Genomic DNA, 17,392 nt, shown 5'->3' on the forward strand with positions numbered 1-17,392 from the left:
CCTCCGAACGGGTGGTGGCGGTACGGGTGGCGTGGTCAGACCGCCTCGGCGGCCGGGACCTGGTCGGGCTGGTCGGGCTGGTCGGTCGCTGCGAGGACGCGCAGCGTGTCGAGGGCGGACACCAGCGAGACCTCGGCCGGCGCCCGGTCGTGCGCCCGCAGGTAGTCCACGAGCAGCCGGCACAGGCTCGCCTCGTCGAGGAACTCGTCCGGCAGCCGGTGCGCCAGCAGCTCGGCCATCGTCCGGGGCGGTATCTTCCGCCAGGCCAGGTCGCCGTACTCGGTCAACGCCATGAGCAGCCACAGCGCGGTGCGGTTGTCGACCCGCGCGGCCGCGAACTGCTCGGCCATCTCGGCCGAGACCACGCCGTCCTCCAGCGGCAGCTCCGCGAGCCGCCCCTCGATGTCGGTGAGCACCTCCCGCACCCGGGCCACGTACCGCTGCGGCAGCCGGTCGAGCCCGTGCCGCAGGATGAGCGCGTGCAGGACCGCGTGGTCGTCGGTCGTGCCGAGCGAGTCGACCAGCTCGGGGAACTCGTCGATCAGGTACGGACACGAGATGATCAGCTCCGGCGGCGCTGTCGGTGAGCTGGGCAAGCGGCTCAGCGCCACCCGGGTCAGCCCGCACACCACCTCGCGTGGCAACTGCGCGCCGTCCTCGGCGAGGCATTCCAGCAGGACCGTGGCGCTCGTGCTGGACACCGCCTCCGGGAACTCGACGGCACGCGCCCACAGTCGCCGGTAGCTGCGCTCGTCGTACAGGATCAGCTGGTGCAGTGACGGCACCGGCCAGCGGCGGGTGGCCAGCTCCACCAGGTCGGCGTGGAACCGGCCCGCCTCGAAGCTGGTCGGCGCCTGGCCGCGCCACGTCCGCGCGCCGGCCTGCAACTGGCCGTAGGTGGTGACGTCGCCGAGCAGCCGGGCCTCCTCGGCCGCCACGTTCACCTTCTCCCCCCGCCGTTCCCGCCGCAGCCCGGCGACGATCCGGCCGTCGGCGTCCCGGCGCAGCCAACTGATCATCGCGAGCTGGCCCTTCTCGTCCAGGCCCGCCCGCCACAGCCGCACCGTGGACACCCAGGTCTCGTCGTCCATCAGGTCGCTGTGGCGCACCCCGTCCGGTGACACGAGCGCGGCCAGCGCGACCAGGTTCGCGGTGTACGCGGCGAGCAACCGCACCGGGTCGTACGGCGCGGGCCGGTAGCCGTCCACACCGGCCAGGTTGGTCCGCTGCCGGGCCTCGGCCAGCAGTCCGGCGACCGTCTCCACGATCGCGTCCCGGTCCCGTGGGTGCCGGAAGGCGAGTTCCCGCGCGAAGCCCACCACCGCCTCCCGCTTGACCAGCGGCTGGTGCGAGAGAAGCGCCCGGAACTGGCCGGTGTCCAGCTGATAGCCGAACCCGGCCGGGCTGAGGGTGCGCCGCCGCAGCTCGGCCAGACTCCGCAGCGCCCCGATGACGTACTCGGCGATCAGGAAGTCGCCGATGGTGGTGTGCAGGAACTCGTACGTGCGCCGGGCGTCCTCGCCCTGCACGTCGTCCGGGCCGTACACGACGAAGAAGGCGGCGGTGACCAGTTGCTCCGGGCCGAGCACGTCGCCGAGTTCGAACCGGGAGCCGTCGCCGGCCCCGGGCCCGAAACAGTCGAGGTCGGCGCGGAGCGCGGCCCGGTTCACCAGTTCCCGGTTGCGGTTGAACATGGCGAACGCGGTGATCGCGAGATCGCGCCGCAGTTGGTGTTCGCGGGCCTCCCGCTCGTGCGTCGGGAGGGCGGTCGGCGCCTTCTCGCTCACCTGCCGTCTGATGAACGCGGTGAGCAGGCCGGTGAACAGGTCGGACGATGACATGGCGCCGGGACGGCGGTCGGCCCAGTGCTCGTTGTAGTAGATGGCGAGCAGTGTGAGCAGCAAGGGCTGGCGGGCCAGCTCGCCGTGCCACAGCAGCTCGCGGGCGGAGAGCCGACGGTAGCCGGGCCGGTCCTCGTTTGCCGCGTTGACGGCGGCCAACCAGGCCGTCACCTGGGCGTCGGTCAGGTCTTCCAGCCGCACCAGCGCGGTGCCCTGCGGCACGCTGGCGCGGTCCATCACCAGCATCCGGGACGTGATGATCGGGATGACGGAGTAGCCCAGGTCCCACTGGGTCTCCTGGAACTCGGCCACCCGGTCGATGTACTGGGAGTGGGCGGTGCCGGTGACCTGGACGAGTTCGTCGAACCCGTCGAAGATCACCACCACCGTGGTGTGCTCGGTGGCCCGGCGCAGGTCCGCCCAGCGGATGCGCTCGTCCATCATCTGCTCGATCGCTGCTTCGATCTGTTCGGTCGGCGACGAGTCCCCGGACATCCGGCGCAGCGGCACCACTATCGCGGTGAACCGGCTCGCCGGCAGCCGGGCCGCGATGACCCGGGTCAGCAACGTCTTGCCGGCGCCCGGCTGACCGAGGAGCAGCAGCGGACGGTGCAGGCTCGCCGGATCGGTCAGGTATTCGGAGAGGAAACCGACCAGGTCGCCCCGGCGCGGCTGGTCGTCCCACCAGGCATCACGCTCCGGGGACGTGTGCTTGCCGTACTCGGCGGCCCGGAAGTCCGGGCTGATGAACCCCTCCTCCACCGTGGGCAGACGCAGGTGGAAGTCGACGTCCTTGATCCGCAGCAGCGGCTGCCGGAACACCGCGGCCAGCGAGCCGGTGAGCCGGTCGAGTGACTCCCGGAGCAGGTCGGGGCGGTCGGCCGGGGCCGGGCCGGACAACTCGGCGAGATTGCGGTACAGCTGCGCCAGCGCGTCCAGCCGGGCCGAGACCTCGGTGGTCAGGTTCCGGTTGTCGAGCAGGTTGTGCTCGATCGCCTGCCGGAGCATCCGGAACCCGAACTCGGGGAGGTCCGCGGCGAGCCGGTCGAAACGGTCCTCGTAGTGCCACATGGCCCGGCCCACCACCCGGGACCGCAGCGACGTGAGGTCGAGCCCACGCCGCACCGACGGCCAGGCGGCGAGGCCCTCGCAGAACGCGATGGTGGCGTCGTAGAGCTTGACGTAGGCGGCCTCGACGTCGCGCCGGGTGTCGTCCATGCCGTGGACCGAGGACGGCAGCGGGAAGTATCCGCCGTCGATCTCCTTCGGCAGCGTGTGCTGGCGACGGTCGGCCGCCACCATGCCCACCTTTTCGGCGTCGGTCAGCTCCAGCCGGTCGAAACCCGGCCCGACCTCGTCCCGGAAACCGTCGAAGAACGCGGAGAGCGCCAGCACGGTATGGCTGGCCTCCAGCAGCTTGTAATACGATTTTCCGCCGGTCGTGCGGATGCGGCCGGCCTGGTTTCCGGTGGCGTCCCGGACGAGTTGCATGAGCGCGTTCTTCGGGCCGAGCAGAGCGAGCGCCGCGCCCTGGGTGAGCGCCCCGGCGCCGAGGATCCCCGCGCTGACGACCTTGTCGGTCTCGGTGATGCGCGTGCTGCCCGGGGCCAGCAGCTTCAACGCATCTCGATAGCTGAGGCTCGAACGGCGCGGCATGCCGCCCCTTCCGCTGCTGGCGATCGGGATTCTTCAAGGATAGAAACTTCAGTGACGGAAAGCTATCGATTCCGCACCGGGCGGCTGCTTTGCGACGACTTTTCCATTCATTCATCTCATTCATCTGCTAAATGCGGCCAAGGCGTCGGACCCCTATGGTCGAGCGGTGGACGACACACGGGTACGGCAGGCGTACGGGGCGTTCGCGGAGCTCTACATCGAACTGTTCGGCAGCACCGCCGCGGTGCACCCGGACGACCTCGCCCTCATCGGGCGGCACCTGGCCGGCCGGACCGGCCCGGTGCTCGACCTCGGGTGCGGACCGGGGCACCTCACCGACCACCTCCGGTCGCTGGGCGTCGACGCCACCGGGATCGACATGGTTCCCGAGTTCGTCGCGCACGCGCGGGCCACCCATCCGGGCGGCGCGTACCGGCTCGGGTCGCTGCACGACCTCGCCGTCCCCGACCACTCCGTCGACGGCATCCTCGCCTGGTACTCGCTGATCCACCTCCCGCCACCGGATCTCGACGCCGTGCTGGCGGGGTTCCGGCGCGCGATCGTGCCGGGTGGACCGCTCGTGGTCGGCATCTTCGCCGGTGACGAGGTGAGCGCCTTCGACCACAAGGTCGCCACCGCGTACCGCTGGCCGGTGGACGAGTTCTCCGCGCGGCTGCGGCGGGCCGGGTTCGCCGAGGTCGAACGCCTGACACGCCTGTACGACGAGACCCACCGGCCGCACGCCGCCATCGCGGCCGTGGCGTCCGGCGCCTGAGCGCGCGCCGTCGTCGGCGCCGGGAAAATGGGCGCGAACGTCTGCCGTCCGCTGTGTCAGGATCGGCGTTCGGAGTTCGACGGCCGGAAGGACACCATGCCCGCGTACGCCATCGCCCACCTCCAGGACGCCGCCCCGCACCCGGACATCGCCGAGTACATCGAGCGTCTCCCGGCCACCCTCGCCCCGTACGGCGGCCGTTTCCTCGTGCACGCCACGCCGCACGAGGTGAAGGAGGGCGCCTGGCCCGGCGCGGTCGTGATGCTCGGCTTCCCCGGGATCGCCGAGGCGCGCGCGTGGTGGGACTCGCCCGCGTACCAGGAGATCGCGCCCCTGCGCTCCCGGCACATCGAGGGCGACATCATCCTGGTCGAGGGCGTCCCCGACGACTACTCACCGACCGGCATCGTGCAGGCGATCCGGGCGGCGCTGCCCTGAGCCGGACCGGCCGGCGCGCCCGTGACCTCGGCGTCGTCGTCGGAACGCTGCCCACCGGACGCCACAACGCGATCACCGACGTCCCCGGCGTCCTGGTGGGGCACACCACCGTGGACGACGGCGGCGACCTGCACACCGGCGTCACAGCGATCGTGCCGAGCGGGCTCGGCCCCGGACGGTGGACTCTGCCGGCGGCGGTGTTCTCCGGCAACGGGCACGGGAAACTCGTCGGCTCGACCCAGGTGGACGAACTCGGCGTACTGGAATCCCCGGTCGTGCTGACCGCGACGCTGTCGGTGTTCCGGGCGGCGGACGCGCTGCTCGGCTGGTTGATGGAGCGCCGGCCGGACGGGGTGTCGTTCAACCCCCTGGTCGGCGAGACGAACGACGGGCACCTGTCCGACATCCGCCGCCGCCCGATCACCGAGGACCACGTCCTGGCCGCCATCGCTCAGGCGACCGACGGGCCGCCCGCCGAGGGCTGCGTCGGTGCCGGCGCCGGCACCACCGCGCTGGGCTTCAAGGGCGGCATCGGCACCTCGTCCCGGACCGTGCGGGCCGCCGGCCGTACGGGGACTGTCGGCGCGCTGGTCCAGTCCAACTTCGGCGGCGTCCTCAGAGTGCTCGGCGTGCCGATGCCGGCCGAAGAACTGGTCCCCGCCGCCGACCGGGCCGAGCCGCCCGGCAACTCGTGCATGATCGTGGTGGCCACCGACGTACCGCTGGACGCGCGACAGCTCGGGCGGGTCGCCCGCCGGGCGGTGTTCGCCATGGCCCGGGTCGGCGCGTCCTTCAGCGGCACCAGCGGCGACTACGCGATCGGGTTCACCACGTCGGATCAGCAGCCGATCCCGGACGGGGAGATCGACCCGGTGTTCGCGGCCGTGCTGGACGCGGTCGAGGAGGCGCTGCTGAACTCGCTGTTCACCGCGGTCACCACCACGGGCGTGGGTGGCCGTACCAGTCACGCGGTTCCGCACCGGGCCGTGCTCGAGCGGCTGACGGCGGCTGGCCGGCTGATTCCGGAATCACCGGCGGAAACGCGCTGATTGCTCGCAACCCGGCCCGCCCCGCCCAGCCGCGGTGGCTACGGTTGACGCTGCCGGAGGGTCCGGCCGAGGAGGCGTCGAACTGGCCGTGGACGGCTATGGCGTGCAGGTCACGCTCGTGTTCGTGTTGGTGTTGGTGAACGCGGTGTTCGCGGGCAGCGAGATGGCGTTGGTGTCGCTGCGGGAGAGCCAACTGCAGCGCCTGGAGCGGACCTCCCGGGGCGGCCGGGTGCTGGCGAAGCTGGCGCGGGATCCGAACCGCTTCCTGGCCACCATTCAGATCGGCATCACGCTGGCCGGTTTCCTCGCCTCGGCCGCCGCCGCGGTGTCCCTCGCGGCGCCGCTGGTGAGCCCGCTGGGATTCCTCGGGTCGGCCGCCGAGCCGGTCTCGGTCGTCGTCGTCACCATCATCCTGACCTTCGTCACGCTGGTGCTCGGCGAGCTGGCGCCGAAGCGGATCGCGATGCAGCGTGCCGAGGGCTGGGCGCTGCTGGTGGCCCGCCCGATCGACGCGCTGTCGACGTTCTCCCGCCCGGCGGTGTGGCTCCTGAGCAGGTCGAGCGACGCCGTCGTACGCCTGGCCGGCGGCGACCCCCGGGCGCGCCGGGAGGAGGTCACCACCGAGGAGCTGCGGGACATGGTCGCCGCGCAGCGCAACCTCACCCCGGAGCACCGCACGATCATCTCGGGCGCGTTCGAGGTGGCCGAGCGGATCCTGCGGGAGATCCTCGTCCCGCGCCGCGACGTCGTCACGTTGTCGGCGGATCTGTCCGCGCCGCAGGCGCTGCGCGAGCTGGGCAGGTCGGGGCAGACACGCGCCCCGGTCGTGGGTCGCGGCGGACTGGACGACACCGTCGGCGTGGTGCACATGCGTGACCTACTCGACCAGGAAGGGCCGGTCGCCGACCACGCCAGCCCGGCGGTGTACCTGCCGGAGACGCTGAAGGTGACCGAGGCGATCCGGGAGCTGCGCGCCCAACGGCAGCAGTTCGCGCTCGTGGTCGACGAGCGCGGGTCCATCGACGGCATCGTCACGATGGAGGACCTGGTCGAGGAGATCGTCGGGGAGATCTACGACGAGACCGACCGGGACGTGCAGGCCGTCGTACGGGAGGCGGACGGCGCGCTGCTGATGCCCGGCGGGTTCCCGCTGCACGACCTGGTCGACGTGGGCATCGACCTCGACGAGGCCACCCTCGAAGCCGGGGACTACACGACGGTGGCCGGCCTGGTCCTGGCGCATCTCGGCCACATCCCGAAGGCCCCCGGCGAGACGGTCGAGCTGCCCGGCCTGAGCGCCGAGGTGGCGGAGGTGACGGGCCGGGCCATCACCCGGGTACGCCTGCGGACGACGCCGACGCGCGACGAGCCGGACTCCTGAGTCCGGCCGTACTCGTCAGCCTGGCTCGGCGTCGAAGCTCCGGCGGGCCTGCTCGATCTGGGGCAGGTGCGCGTCGGCCCAGTCGAGCAGGACGTCGATCGGCGCACGCAGGGTCTTGCCCAGCCGCGTGATCCGGTACTCGACCGCGACCGGCCGGGTCGCCACCACGTGGCGTTCGACGATGCCGTTGCGTTCGAGCCGTCGCAGCGTCGCCGTGAGCGACTTCTGTGTCACCGCCGGGATCGCGCGGCGCAGCTCGTTGAAGCGACAAGGGCGTTCGCACAGCTCGTTGAGGACGCTCAGCGACCACTTGTCCAGCACCTGATCGAGCAGCTCGCGGTGCGGGGCGTCGATGCGCAGCTCGTCGGCGCGAGCGCCTGCGGTATCGCCCATGAAACCAGGTCTCCTTGAAGTGTCCTTCGTCAACTAGGTATCAATGGTAAACCACCTAGGTCCCGATGGAGGAGACACGATGTCCGTCACCCGCTTCAGCCCTGCCGGTCTTCAGCCGCACACGCCGTACCACCACGTGGCGGTGGGCACCGGCGCCCGTCACATCCACGTCAGTGGCCAGGTCGCGCGACTGGGCGACGGCACCCCTGTCGCACCGGGCGACCTCGGTGGGCAGGTCGCGCAGGTGCTGCGCAACACCGGGCGCGCCCTCGCCGGCGCCGACGCCTCGTTCCAGGACGTGGTCCGGCTGACCTTCTACGTCACCGGCTGGACGCCGGACAAGATCGGGCCGTTCATGGCCGGCATCGAGTCGGTCGCCGAGGAACTCGGGCTGCCCCAGCCGCTTCCGCCGGCGTCGCTGATCGGCGTCGAGTCCCTCTTCGAGCCCGACGTACTCGTGGAGCTGGAGGCGACCGCCGTCGCGGAGTGAGATGGAGCAGGCAGCATCACCGGACAGCGACCCGGGGCCGCGGTCGGCGGATTTCCGCCGGCCGCGGGTTGCTGCGTGGTCGAGGGAGCGGTGAAATCTGATGGACACCCGCAACGTTGCGATCAGGCCGCGCGTGTAGTCGCCGATGAGGGACTTCGACGACTTTTACGCGGCGAGCTACGCGGACCTGACGGTGCAGGTGTACGCCTACTTCGGCGACCTGCACGAGGCCCAGGACGTCGTTCAGGAGGCGTTCTGCCGGGCGCTCGCCCGATGGCGGCAGGTCTCCGGCTACGACGACCCCGCCGCCTGGGTCCGGCGGGTCGCCTGGAACCTCGCGACCAGCCGCTGGCGGAGACTGCGCGTGATGCGGGCGTTTCACCGACGCCAGCGCGGCGAGCCGGTCGTCGCGGGACCGGAACCGGACCACGTCGCGCTGGTCGAGGCCCTGGCCTCGGTGCCCGCCGCGCAGCGGCGGGCAATGGTGCTTCGCTATCTCGCCGACCTGCCGGTCGCGGAGATCGCCGACCGCGAGGGGGTGCCCGAAGGCACCGTCAGGTCATGGCTGCATCGCGGTCGGGCCACGCTCGCCGCCCGGCTCGGCCCCGAACACATGGAGAAGTCGCATGCCTGAGGACATCACCGAGGAGCAGACCCGGAACGCTTTCGCCCTCATGCGCGCGGAGACTCTGACACACATCCGCCCACCGGGAACCGCGGCGGCGCAGCGGACCGTACGGAACCGGCGCCGCACCGGAATCGCCGCCCTCGCCGCCGGCGTCGGGATCGTGGTGGCGGGTGGCGTCGCCGTGACCCACCTGGCCACAAGCGAGCGATCCGCCACCCCGCCTGCGGCACCGAGCCTGTCGCCGTCCCCGTCGGAACTGCCCGCCGAACAACTCGACCGCATGGCCGCCACAGCAGCCGCCGCGCTCGGGATCACCTCCGTGGACAACAAGCAGCGCAGACGTGAGGGAAAAGGGCCCATCCTCATGATCGGCTCCGAGCCCGCCCGGCGCGGCGGCATCAGTGGCACCGGGTACAACGAGAACAAGACCGGCGTCTACGTGCTCGACGTCCTGTGCGTCGGGGAAGGGACGCTCCGGACGCGGTTCTGGGCCGCGACCTCGGGGGCGGACGAGGCCGGGGATCCGGCCCCCATCCCTCCCGACGCCGCCGAGGCGCAGGTGCCCTGCAGTGACGAGCCGGAGCGCGTAAGCCTCAGCGTGCGCGCGCCCTGGCCCAAGAAGGTCTACGTCTCGATCGAGCCGGACCAGGCGGCCGAAGGGCGCGCCGCCCACGCGTCACTCGTCCGCGTACCGTAGCGCCGCCCGGGCCGCTCCCGAGTCTCGTCGGCGGCCGCGTCGCCCGGTTCCGCTCGTCCAGCGTCGCCGTCGCCGGCTCGGGTACGAGCGGCTACGAGCGCGCTTGGGTGAGGCCTGCGACTTCCGCGTCCATCGTCATCCGCGCATCCATGGAACGAGCCCCTCCCTCGGATAGATCCACCACCACAGGAGGTACGCGGGTGGCCAGTAGGTCACGGCGGCGACGGCGAGATACCAGGGACGCCATCCGTCGAGCAATCCGCGGTAGTCGTGGGCATCAGCCCAGCCGTACACGGCCCAACTCCACAGCGCATAGCCGGCAAGGAGGGCGAGAGACCAGCCGACCCGAGCTGTTCTCCCGGGCCTCCGCCCGCGTCGGCGGAACAGCGCCTCTCGCGCACGCCAGGCCACGCGTACATCATGATCCTGCCTTGCCAAGGTCACGACCTGTTGGGGAGTTGAGACCGTGATCCGGCGGAACGACCCGCTCGCTCTGATGACGATCGTCATGTGCACGGCGGCCGGCGCTTTCGGCCTCGTAACGCCCTCCCGCATCGTCGACACCCAGCAGTTGCTGCTGATGGTTCTCACGCCGCTCGGCACGTGCGTACTGCTCATGTACCTCGCGGGGCCGGCTGCCTTCGTGGCGGTGACCCGCACGCATGTCGTCGTGGGCAACCCACTCGTCAGATACAGCGTTCCACGGTCACTGGTCGACGGAGTCCGGCTCGACGGGTTCGACATCGAGCTGCGAGTCTCCGGGCACCCGCCTGTTCCGATTGCCGCCCTGACCCCCAGCGTGGGTGGCCATCACCGGGTGCGTCCGGGCGGGTACCAGACGCGCTTGAACAAGATCGCGGCGCTCCTGGACCACACGCCGGCGACGCCCGTAGCCGGCACGATGGTGCGCCGCTACCGGTATGCGCACCTCGGTCTCTTGACGGTGGACGTGCTGGCTCTGGTCGGAATGGTGCTCTACATCAGAACCGAAACGCTCGCGTAGAAGCGAACCGTGCCCCTACGGTCCAGGGTCAGCTGGACCGTAGGGGCACCTGGTCGACCACGCTCACCCGAGCCGTTTCCGGTGACCTGGGTGGGCCACCGGGATCAGCCCGCGGTGCAGGAACGGATCTGCGGTCTGGCGCCGCTGTTGCCGTTCATCATCGTGGTGAAGCCGAAGGTGTTGCCGCTGCCGTTGGACCGCATCGTCATCACGTAACCGGTGCTGTCCCAACTGGGGGAGCCGTTCCAGGTGGTGGAGACCCGCTGCGGCGGGGTCAGAGCCACGACCACGGTCCAGTTGCTGGCCCCCTGAACCGTCACCGAGGTGTTGTACCGGTCACCCCAGACGTTGGGGGTCGTCGCCGTCGCTGTGCATCCGCCGCTGGGAGGCGGAGTGGTCGGCGGCGGAGTGGTCGGCGTGCCGGTCGGCGGCGGAGTGGTCGGCGGCGGAGTTCCGTCCGGGGCCACCGCTCGGCCGGTGCTCGGTGAGATCATGCCCGGGCAGAGGTTGCGGCTGGTCAGGTTGGCCATGATCTGCGGAATCGCGTCGCGGGTGTTCTGAATGCCGTCGTGCATCAGGATCACCTGGCCGTCCTGGAGGCGGCTGGCGTTGGAGACGATCTGGCTGACGCTGGCGCCGTTCCAGTCCTGGGAGTCGACGTCCCAGATCACCTGGCGCAGGCCGAGCGACGAGGCGACCGACTGGAGGGTCGAGTTCGTCTCCCCGTAGGGCGGGCGGAACAACTGCGGCCGGACGCCGGTCGCCGCCTGGATCGCCGAGTTGGTCTGGGAGAGGTCCGACTGCATCTGGCTCTGGTTCATCGAGGTCATGTGCGCGTGGTTCCAACTGTGGTTGGCCACCCACATGCCCGCGTCGACCTGGGCCCGCGCGGCGGACTGGTTGTTCTGCACGTTCTGGCCGACGTTGAACATGGTCGCCCGTACGCCGTTCGCGCGCAGCACGGACAACAGCGCGCTGGTGCTGCCGGTCGGCCCGTCGTCGAAGGTGAGGCCGACGTACCCGTTGCAGGTGGCGGCGCTGGACGGAGTGGCGGCGACCGCAAGGCCGGCGGCGCCCAGCGCCACAGTGGAGGCGAGCACTGCCAACCGGAAGGTGAGACGCGATTTTCGGGGAGTGGACGGGCGGCGGGAGCCGCGGATGCTGGCGTACATGCGCAGGTCCTCCTTGGGACGAGTGACACCCGACGACGCATGGCTTCAATCGACGCATGCTGATGTCGCAGTGTTCGGAGTATTGCAGCGGCGTTTCGAACAGGTCAATGATTTTCCGGAAGTTTTCCGGAAGGATCGGCTCCCAGTCAGTCGCTGCGCATCCGGACCCATCAGTCGCCATCGCTCGGTGGCTGGGCGACGCGAGGCGGCATGACCGCCGGTGGAGCGCACGAAAAAGGGCCGCCCCGGTTTCCCGAAGCGGCCCCTCAACTGCTGTGCGCCCGAAGGGACTCGAACCCCTAACCTTCTGATCCGTAGTCAGATGCTCTATCCGTTGAGCTACGGGCGCTTGTGCTCGGCCAGTCTACACAACCGGCTTTCGCGCGGAGACTCCGGGATTCGAACCCGGGAGGGGCTTTAAGACCCCAACCGCATTAGCAGTGCGGCGCCATAGACCAGACTAGGCGAAGTCTCCCTGGCGACCCTGAGGTCACCGCGCCCGAGGATACAGGCCCGCACCCGCCCGGGGCAAAGCGGATGCCGGGACCGGCCCTCACGACGCGTTTCCGTCGTGTGCCAGATCACGTCCACGGCTACGCTCCATCGATATGCAGGAGCAGCCGCCGAGCGATCCGCCCCGTCGCGAGCCTGCCGCGAAGGCCCGGCGGACCCGCTCCACCCGACCCACGTTCAGCCCGCCACCCACGCCGGAGCCTCCCGCCGGGAGCGCGACGAGCGACACACCGCCACCCCGGCGTCCGCGCCGGGCCGCGCCGACTGTCGTCTTCCAGCCGCCGGCGGCCGACGCCGCAGCGCCGGCACCGCGACCACGCCCGGCCGCCGAGCCTTCGACAAACGATCCGGGTACGCCTGCCGCCGCGCAGCCCGACCCCGTGCCCGCGGAGGCCGAAGCGAGTACGCCTTCCCCCGAGCCGGCCGCGCGATCACGCCGTCCGGCCGAGGAGTCGGTGCCGACCGAGCCGCCGAGCGAGGACGAGACGCCGAAGCGGACCCGCCGTGCGCCCGCCGCGAAGAAGGCCGTCCCGAAGAAGGCCGCTCCCCCGGTCAAGAAGGCCGCTCCCGCCGTCAAGAAGGCAACCCGGACCGTCAAGAGCGCCAAGACCCCCACGACCACGGAGGCCTCGACGGCGGCCACGGACGCCACCGCCGTCACGGCGACCCCTCCGGCACCGGAGACACCCCCGTCAGCGGTCGACCCCGCCGAGCCCGCAGCCGCAGCCGGCGATCAAGCCCTGGCCGTCGATCAACCCGCCGTCGACGAGAGTCGCAAGACCGAACCGCCCGCCCTGGACCCGCCGGAAGAAGCGCAGCCGCACGACAAGACCGAGAACCTGCCGGCCACCGTCGACGGCCGGCACGCCGCGCGTACCCAGGAAAAGGGCTGGCGGGCGGTGGGGCCGCAGCTGCGCGACCACCCCGGGTTCGCCCCGGAGCTGCTGGCGCTGGCGGCGGTGGACGCGCTCGGGCCGCGCGCCCGGGACTGGGTGGAGCAGGTCCGGCGGGCCTACCCGGAGGCGGACGCCGACGGGGTGGCCCGGCTGGCGACCCGGCGGTTCGTCCGGATGGCCGGTACGGGTGGGGCGCTGGCGGCCGGCGCCGGGATGTTCGCGCCGGTCGCGGAGCTGGCAGCGGTGCTGTGGACGCAGGCGAACCTGGTGCTGCACCTGGCCGCCGCGTACGGGCGGGATCCGGCGCATCCGGATCGGGCGGCCGAGCTGCTGGTGCTGACGTTGGTGCACCCGGACGAGGGCACCGCACGGGCGGCGCTGGCGGCGGCTCGCACGGCCGACGAGCCGGCGGACGGGCCGTTGGGGCGGGTGGCGGAGGCGGCGTGGCGGCTGGCGACGCCGGTGGCGGCGCAGGCGGGCGGGTGGCTCGGGCTGCGGCTGGCCGCCCGGCGCCTGCCGGGTGCGGCGGCGTTGGCGGCGGCGATCGGCGGTACGGCGACGGCCGAGCGGGTGGCCGCGCGGGCGGTCGCCCGGTACCGGCCCGGCCGTACCTGATCGACGCCGGTTCGGCGAGGTGGCGGGGTCCGTCGGGCCGCGACACCGCCACCTCGCCGACCCGGCGAAGCCATCAGGCCGACAGCCGGGATCAGAGCCAGTCGAACCAGGACTTGGGCAGCATCGCGTACCCGACGAACGCGAAGATGTCGAGCAGCGTGTGCGCGACGATCAGCGGGGCGACCCGGCGGGTGCGCAGGTAGAACAGCCCGAAGATCACACCCATGACGGCGTTGCCGACGAACGCGCCGAAGCCCTGGTAGAGGTGGTAGGAGCCGCGCAGCAGGGCGCTCGTGGCCAGCACCGCGCCGATGCGCCAGTTGAGCTGCCGCAGCCGGGTGATCAGGTAGCCGACCACGATCACCTCCTCCAGCACGGCGTTCTGCACGGCGGCGAGGATCAGCACCGGCACCGTCCACCAGAGGTCGGGCAGCGCGGCCGGGACCAGGGTGGCGTTGAGGCCGAGCTGCGCCGCCGCCCAGAACAGCGCCAGCCCGGGCAGGCCGATGAGCGCGGTCAGGCCCGCGCCCCGGGCCAGGTCCGAGCCGGGCCGCCGGAAGTCGACGCCGAGCGTCCGTGCCGGGTCGCCGGGGTCGCGCGCCAGCAGGTGTACGGCGAGCAGCACCGGCAGCAGCGCGAAGACGATCCCGAGCAGCTGGTACGTCAGGTCGAGGTACGGCCGGGCGGACGCTGAGGTGTTCAGCGCGGCGGTCTGCTTGGACAGCCCACCGGTAGCGGTCAGCTTCGCGATCAGCGACACCAGCGCGTACACGGCCGACTGGCCGAGGGACAGACCGAGCACGAGCAGCGTCTCGGTGCCCAGCATCCGGCGGGAGACCGGGCGGGCCAGCTCGTCAACCGTCACCGGACCATGAAATCACTTCGGCGTCCCGGCCCGGCGATCGCACATTCTGTGCGACCGACGTACACGCTCCGTGGAGATTCTATGGCTGCCGATCCGCCCGTACGGAGAAGGAGCGTGCCCCTGTGGAGAACTTCGCGCGGCTGCTGAAGGAGAGCTGGGCCCTGGTCGAGGAGGACCGGGAGCGGCTCAGTGGTCACTTCTACGCCCGGCTGTTCCTCCTCGACCCGGAGCTGCGCAAGCTATTCCCGGTGCAGATGAACGGGCAGGGCGACCGGATCCTGGAGGCGATCGTCACCGCCACCCAGACCGTGGGCGACCCGGAGAGCTTCGACGAGTACCTGCGGGCGCTGGGCCGGGACCACCGGAAGTACCACGTGACGGCCGAGCACTACGCGACCATGGGTGTCGCGCTGCTCGACGCGCTGCGCAGCACCGCCGGGGACGGCTGGAACCTGGAGTACGACCAGGCGTGGCGGGAGGCGTACGCGAGCATCAGCGCGCGGATGCTGGCCGGCGCGGAGGCCGACGGCAACCCGCCGTACTGGCACGCCGAGGTGCTCACCCACGAGCGGCACGGCCCGGACACGGCGGTGCTGACCGTACGCGCGCTCCAGCACCCGCTGCCCTGGCAGGCGGGGCAGTACGTCAGCGTGGAGGTGCCCCGCTACCACCCGCGGGTGTGGCGGACGTACTCGGTGGCGAACGCGCCGAACGAGGAGAACGTGCTGGAGTTCCACGTGCGTACGCCGCCCGGCGCGGCCGGCTGGGTGTCCGGGGCGCTGGTGCGCCGCACCAAGCCGGGTGACCTGCTGCGGGTGGCCGCGCCGATGGGCTCGATGACGCTTGATCCGGAGTCCACCCGGGACGTCCTCTGCGTGGCCGGCGGGGTCGGGCTGGCGCCGATCAAGGCGCTGGTGGAGGAGCTGACCCGGGTCAACCGCACCCGCTGGGTGCACGTCTTCTACGGCGCGCGCCGCCCGGACGAGCTGTACGGGCTGGCCGGCCTGGAGGACCTGGTCGCGACCCACCCGTGGTTGTCGGTGACGCCGTCGTGCAGCGAGGACCCGGACTTCGGCGGCGAACTCGGTGACGTGTCCGAGGTGGTCACCCGGTACGGGCCGTGGACCACGCACGACTGTTACGTCTCCGGCTCGGCCGCGATGGTCCGGGCCACCCTGCGGGCGCTCGCCGCCGACGACGTCCCGCCGGACCACATCCGGTACGACACGTTCGGCAACCTCTGAACCTTGCTCCCCCCGAGCCGGGTCGCGGGCCCCCGCCCCCTGGGGCACGCGACCCGGCCCCCCGTTTCAGTAGCGCCAGGGGGTGCCGGTCTCGCGGTACTCCTCCACCGGCACGAGCGGCACGCCGGGCGCCATCCGGTCGACGTAGAGCCGCCCGTCCAGGTGGTCGATCTCGTGCGCGACCAGCCGCGCCATCGCGTACTCGAACGAGGTGATCACCCGGCTGCCGTCCCAGAGCGCGTGTTCCACGTCGATCCGCAGCGGCCGGGGCACCAGGCCGCGGTGGTCGAAGAAGGAGAGGCACCCCTCGTACTGCTCGTCGGTCTCGGCGGCGGTGTCCACGACGCGCGGGTTGAGCAGCACCACCGGTTCGGCCGCGCGGTCGGCGGGCCGGACCAGCGCGGCGGACCAGCCGATGCCGAGCTGGGGCGCGGCGAGGCCGACGCCCTTGCTGAACGGGTGCAGCTCGTCCAGCCGGGCCAGCATCGCGGCGAGCCGGTCGATGACCTGCCGGGCGTGCCGTTCCTCGGCCGGCAGGTCGAACTGGCGGGCCGGCTGCCGCAGCAGGTCGTCGCCGCGCTGCACGATGCCCACGGCACGCATCCGGTCGCTGGCCCGAACCCGGGCGCCGCCGGTGGGCGCGCTGTCCGGCTCGGCGTCCGCCTGCGGGCTGCGGAACCGCCACTGCATCCGGTAGCGGGCGTTGAGCGGCGGGTCGTCGGTCCCCCAGTCGAAGATCACCCGGTCGCCGTCGGAGGCACGCTGGATCGGCGTACGCAGCGGTCCTTCCTCGGCCGACAGCGAGGTCTCCGCGCCCCACACCTTGGGGTCGAGGTCCGCGGGCAGGTCGAGCCGCACCGCCAGGTGCCGGGTGGGCAGGCGTACGGCCCGCTGGAACCAGGGGCCCCACTTGTCCTGGCCGACGCGGTACGCGTACTCGATGGTGACCCGGTCGCCCGGGTAGAGCGGGAAGCGTCCCTCGTCGTTCTCGAAGAGCAGCCAGATCTCCTTGAACGCGTCCCGGTCGTGCTTGGCCCGCCAGTGCATCGGCTCGCGTCCGTTGCCGTCGTCCCGGTACGCGGTCAGTTGCAGCTCGGCGAAGGTGAGCGGGTGTTCCCGGTGGTGCCGGTTGGAGCGGCCCGGGTCGTTCGGGTAGCGGTCGACGGCGACCCGGACCAGGTAGCGGGTGACCGGTTCGGTGCCCGCGTTGTACAGCTCCCGCCGGATCGCGCAGTGGTAGCCGTCGCCGATGTGGGTGAGCGTGGCCACCTCGCGCTCGACCACGAGGCCGGTGCCGGGCGGCAGCCACTGCCCGGGGACCGGCGGGTCGCGGTGCGCTCCGCCGGCGCGGCCGTGCCGCAGCTCGTCGTACTCCCGGAAGCGCTGCCAGATCGCGCCGCTGGCCTCCAGGACGGCCTCGGCGCGGCGGGCGAAGTCCTCGGTGGGCCGGTGCCGGCGCCCTTCGACGTGGCTGACGTAGGACGGGTCGAAGCCCATCAGCGTCGCCAACTGCTTCTTGGACAGCCCTCGGCCGGTCCGGTGCCGGGCAAGTTCCGCCGCGAACGAGTCCGCGGCACGCTCGATCGGTGAGGTCGTCATCAGCTTCCTCGTGGCGGGAAGCCCATTTTCACGTTGGGTGGCCGAACGTGTACGGAAACTGCCTCATATTCGACATACACCTTGACATCTGAACGGAGCGCATCGATCCTTACACCGTGCGTCGCCGTTTCCGGCGG

15 protein-coding genes and 2 tRNA genes are annotated in these 17,392 nt (G+C 71.7%); 10 read left to right on the forward strand and 7 right to left on the reverse strand.

The features are described 5' to 3' along the window. Window positions 1-35: 35 nt before the first annotated feature. Complete coding sequence (locus KBX43_RS07340; RefSeq protein ID WP_210883849.1) at window positions 36-3,497, reverse strand: NACHT domain-containing NTPase; 3,462 nt, start codon at window positions 3,495-3,497, stop codon at window positions 36-38. Window positions 3,498-3,663: 166 nt separating this feature from the next. Here KBX43_RS07340 and KBX43_RS07345 point away from each other — a divergent pair, with 166 nt between their 5' ends. The 4 genes from KBX43_RS07345 (at window position 3,664) to KBX43_RS07360 (ending at window position 7,140) form a co-directional block, all read left to right on the forward strand. Next, window positions 3,664-4,272 carry a class I SAM-dependent methyltransferase gene (locus KBX43_RS07345; RefSeq protein ID WP_210883851.1) on the forward strand — a complete coding sequence of 203 codons (609 nt, stop codon included), beginning with the start codon at window positions 3,664-3,666 and terminating at the stop codon, window positions 4,270-4,272. 96 nt (window positions 4,273-4,368) lie between these two features. Next, window positions 4,369-4,710: a DUF1330 domain-containing protein gene (locus KBX43_RS07350; protein ID WP_030499352.1), complete on the forward strand. Its 342-nt coding sequence runs from the start codon at window positions 4,369-4,371 to the stop codon at window positions 4,708-4,710. Between the two features lie 47 nt (window positions 4,711-4,757). Then, window positions 4,758-5,759 (forward strand): P1 family peptidase, encoded by a 1,002-nt coding sequence (locus KBX43_RS07355; protein WP_084789675.1) that lies wholly within the window; start codon window positions 4,758-4,760, stop codon window positions 5,757-5,759. 88 nt (window positions 5,760-5,847) lie between these two features. Beyond that, the gene (locus KBX43_RS07360) at window positions 5,848-7,140 is read left to right on the forward strand and encodes a hemolysin family protein (RefSeq protein WP_210883853.1); all 1,293 of its coding nucleotides are present in this window, start codon (window positions 5,848-5,850) and stop codon (window positions 7,138-7,140) included. A gap of 15 nt (window positions 7,141-7,155) precedes the next feature. Here the strand turns inward: KBX43_RS07360 and KBX43_RS07365 are convergent, their stop codons facing one another. Next, window positions 7,156-7,533: a helix-turn-helix domain-containing protein gene (locus tag KBX43_RS07365; RefSeq protein WP_166456754.1), complete on the reverse strand. Its 378-nt coding sequence runs from the start codon at window positions 7,531-7,533 to the stop codon at window positions 7,156-7,158. A gap of 79 nt (window positions 7,534-7,612) precedes the next feature. On the opposite strand from KBX43_RS07365, the gene KBX43_RS07370 reads away from it, so the two are divergent. From KBX43_RS07370 to KBX43_RS07385, 4 genes are all read left to right on the forward strand, one after another. Then, a complete protein-coding gene (locus KBX43_RS07370) occupies window positions 7,613-8,023 on the forward strand; it encodes a RidA family protein (RefSeq protein ID WP_064448836.1) in 411 nt (136 codons plus the stop codon). A 145-nt stretch (window positions 8,024-8,168) separates the two neighbouring features. Beyond that, on the forward strand, window positions 8,169-8,657 hold the full coding sequence (locus tag KBX43_RS07375) for a SigE family RNA polymerase sigma factor (protein ID WP_210883862.1): 489 nt from the start codon (window positions 8,169-8,171) through the stop codon (window positions 8,655-8,657). Next, entirely contained in the window at window positions 8,650-9,348 is a 699-nt protein-coding gene (locus tag KBX43_RS07380) for a hypothetical protein (protein WP_210883871.1), read from the forward strand. The genes KBX43_RS07375 and KBX43_RS07380 overlap by 8 nt, the downstream gene beginning before the upstream one ends. Before the next feature lie 496 nt (window positions 9,349-9,844). Continuing rightward, window positions 9,845-10,351 carry a hypothetical protein gene (locus KBX43_RS07385; RefSeq protein WP_210883873.1) on the forward strand — a complete coding sequence of 169 codons (507 nt, stop codon included), beginning with the start codon at window positions 9,845-9,847 and terminating at the stop codon, window positions 10,349-10,351. A 104-nt stretch (window positions 10,352-10,455) separates the two neighbouring features. Here the strand turns inward: KBX43_RS07385 and KBX43_RS07390 are convergent, their stop codons facing one another. From KBX43_RS07390 to KBX43_RS07400, 3 genes are all read right to left on the reverse strand, one after another. Then, a complete protein-coding gene (locus KBX43_RS07390; protein ID WP_043327788.1) occupies window positions 10,456-11,523 on the reverse strand; it encodes a polysaccharide deacetylase family protein in 1,068 nt (355 codons plus the stop codon). A 276-nt stretch (window positions 11,524-11,799) separates the two neighbouring features. Beyond that, window positions 11,800-11,872: transfer RNA gene (locus KBX43_RS07395), tRNA-Arg, on the reverse strand. A 35-nt stretch (window positions 11,873-11,907) separates the two neighbouring features. After that, window positions 11,908-11,998, reverse strand: a tRNA-Ser gene (locus KBX43_RS07400). A 493-nt stretch (window positions 11,999-12,491) separates the two neighbouring features. Here KBX43_RS07400 and KBX43_RS31385 point away from each other — a divergent pair. Then, window positions 12,492-13,547, forward strand: a complete 1,056-nt coding sequence (locus tag KBX43_RS31385) for a hypothetical protein (RefSeq protein ID WP_247677232.1) — start codon at window positions 12,492-12,494, stop codon at window positions 13,545-13,547. A 91-nt stretch (window positions 13,548-13,638) separates the two neighbouring features. Here the strand turns inward: KBX43_RS31385 and KBX43_RS07410 are convergent, their stop codons facing one another. Further along, complete coding sequence (locus tag KBX43_RS07410; protein ID WP_030499361.1) at window positions 13,639-14,412, reverse strand: CPBP family intramembrane glutamic endopeptidase; 774 nt, start codon at window positions 14,410-14,412, stop codon at window positions 13,639-13,641. A 122-nt stretch (window positions 14,413-14,534) separates the two neighbouring features. Here KBX43_RS07410 and KBX43_RS07415 point away from each other — a divergent pair, with 122 nt between their 5' ends. Then, on the forward strand, window positions 14,535-15,656 hold the full coding sequence (locus KBX43_RS07415; RefSeq protein ID WP_043327787.1) for a globin domain-containing protein: 1,122 nt from the start codon (window positions 14,535-14,537) through the stop codon (window positions 15,654-15,656). Window positions 15,657-15,722: 66 nt separating this feature from the next. Here KBX43_RS07415 and KBX43_RS07420 read toward each other — a convergent pair whose 3' ends face one another. Beyond that, window positions 15,723-17,255 carry a peptide deformylase gene (locus KBX43_RS07420; protein WP_064448840.1) on the reverse strand — a complete coding sequence of 511 codons (1,533 nt, stop codon included), beginning with the start codon at window positions 17,253-17,255 and terminating at the stop codon, window positions 15,723-15,725. Between the last annotated feature and the right edge of the window lie 137 nt (window positions 17,256-17,392).

Source organism: Micromonospora sp. C41 (genome assembly GCF_018070485.1).
Classification (GTDB): domain Bacteria; phylum Actinomycetota; class Actinomycetes; order Mycobacteriales; family Micromonosporaceae; genus Micromonospora; species Micromonospora chalcea.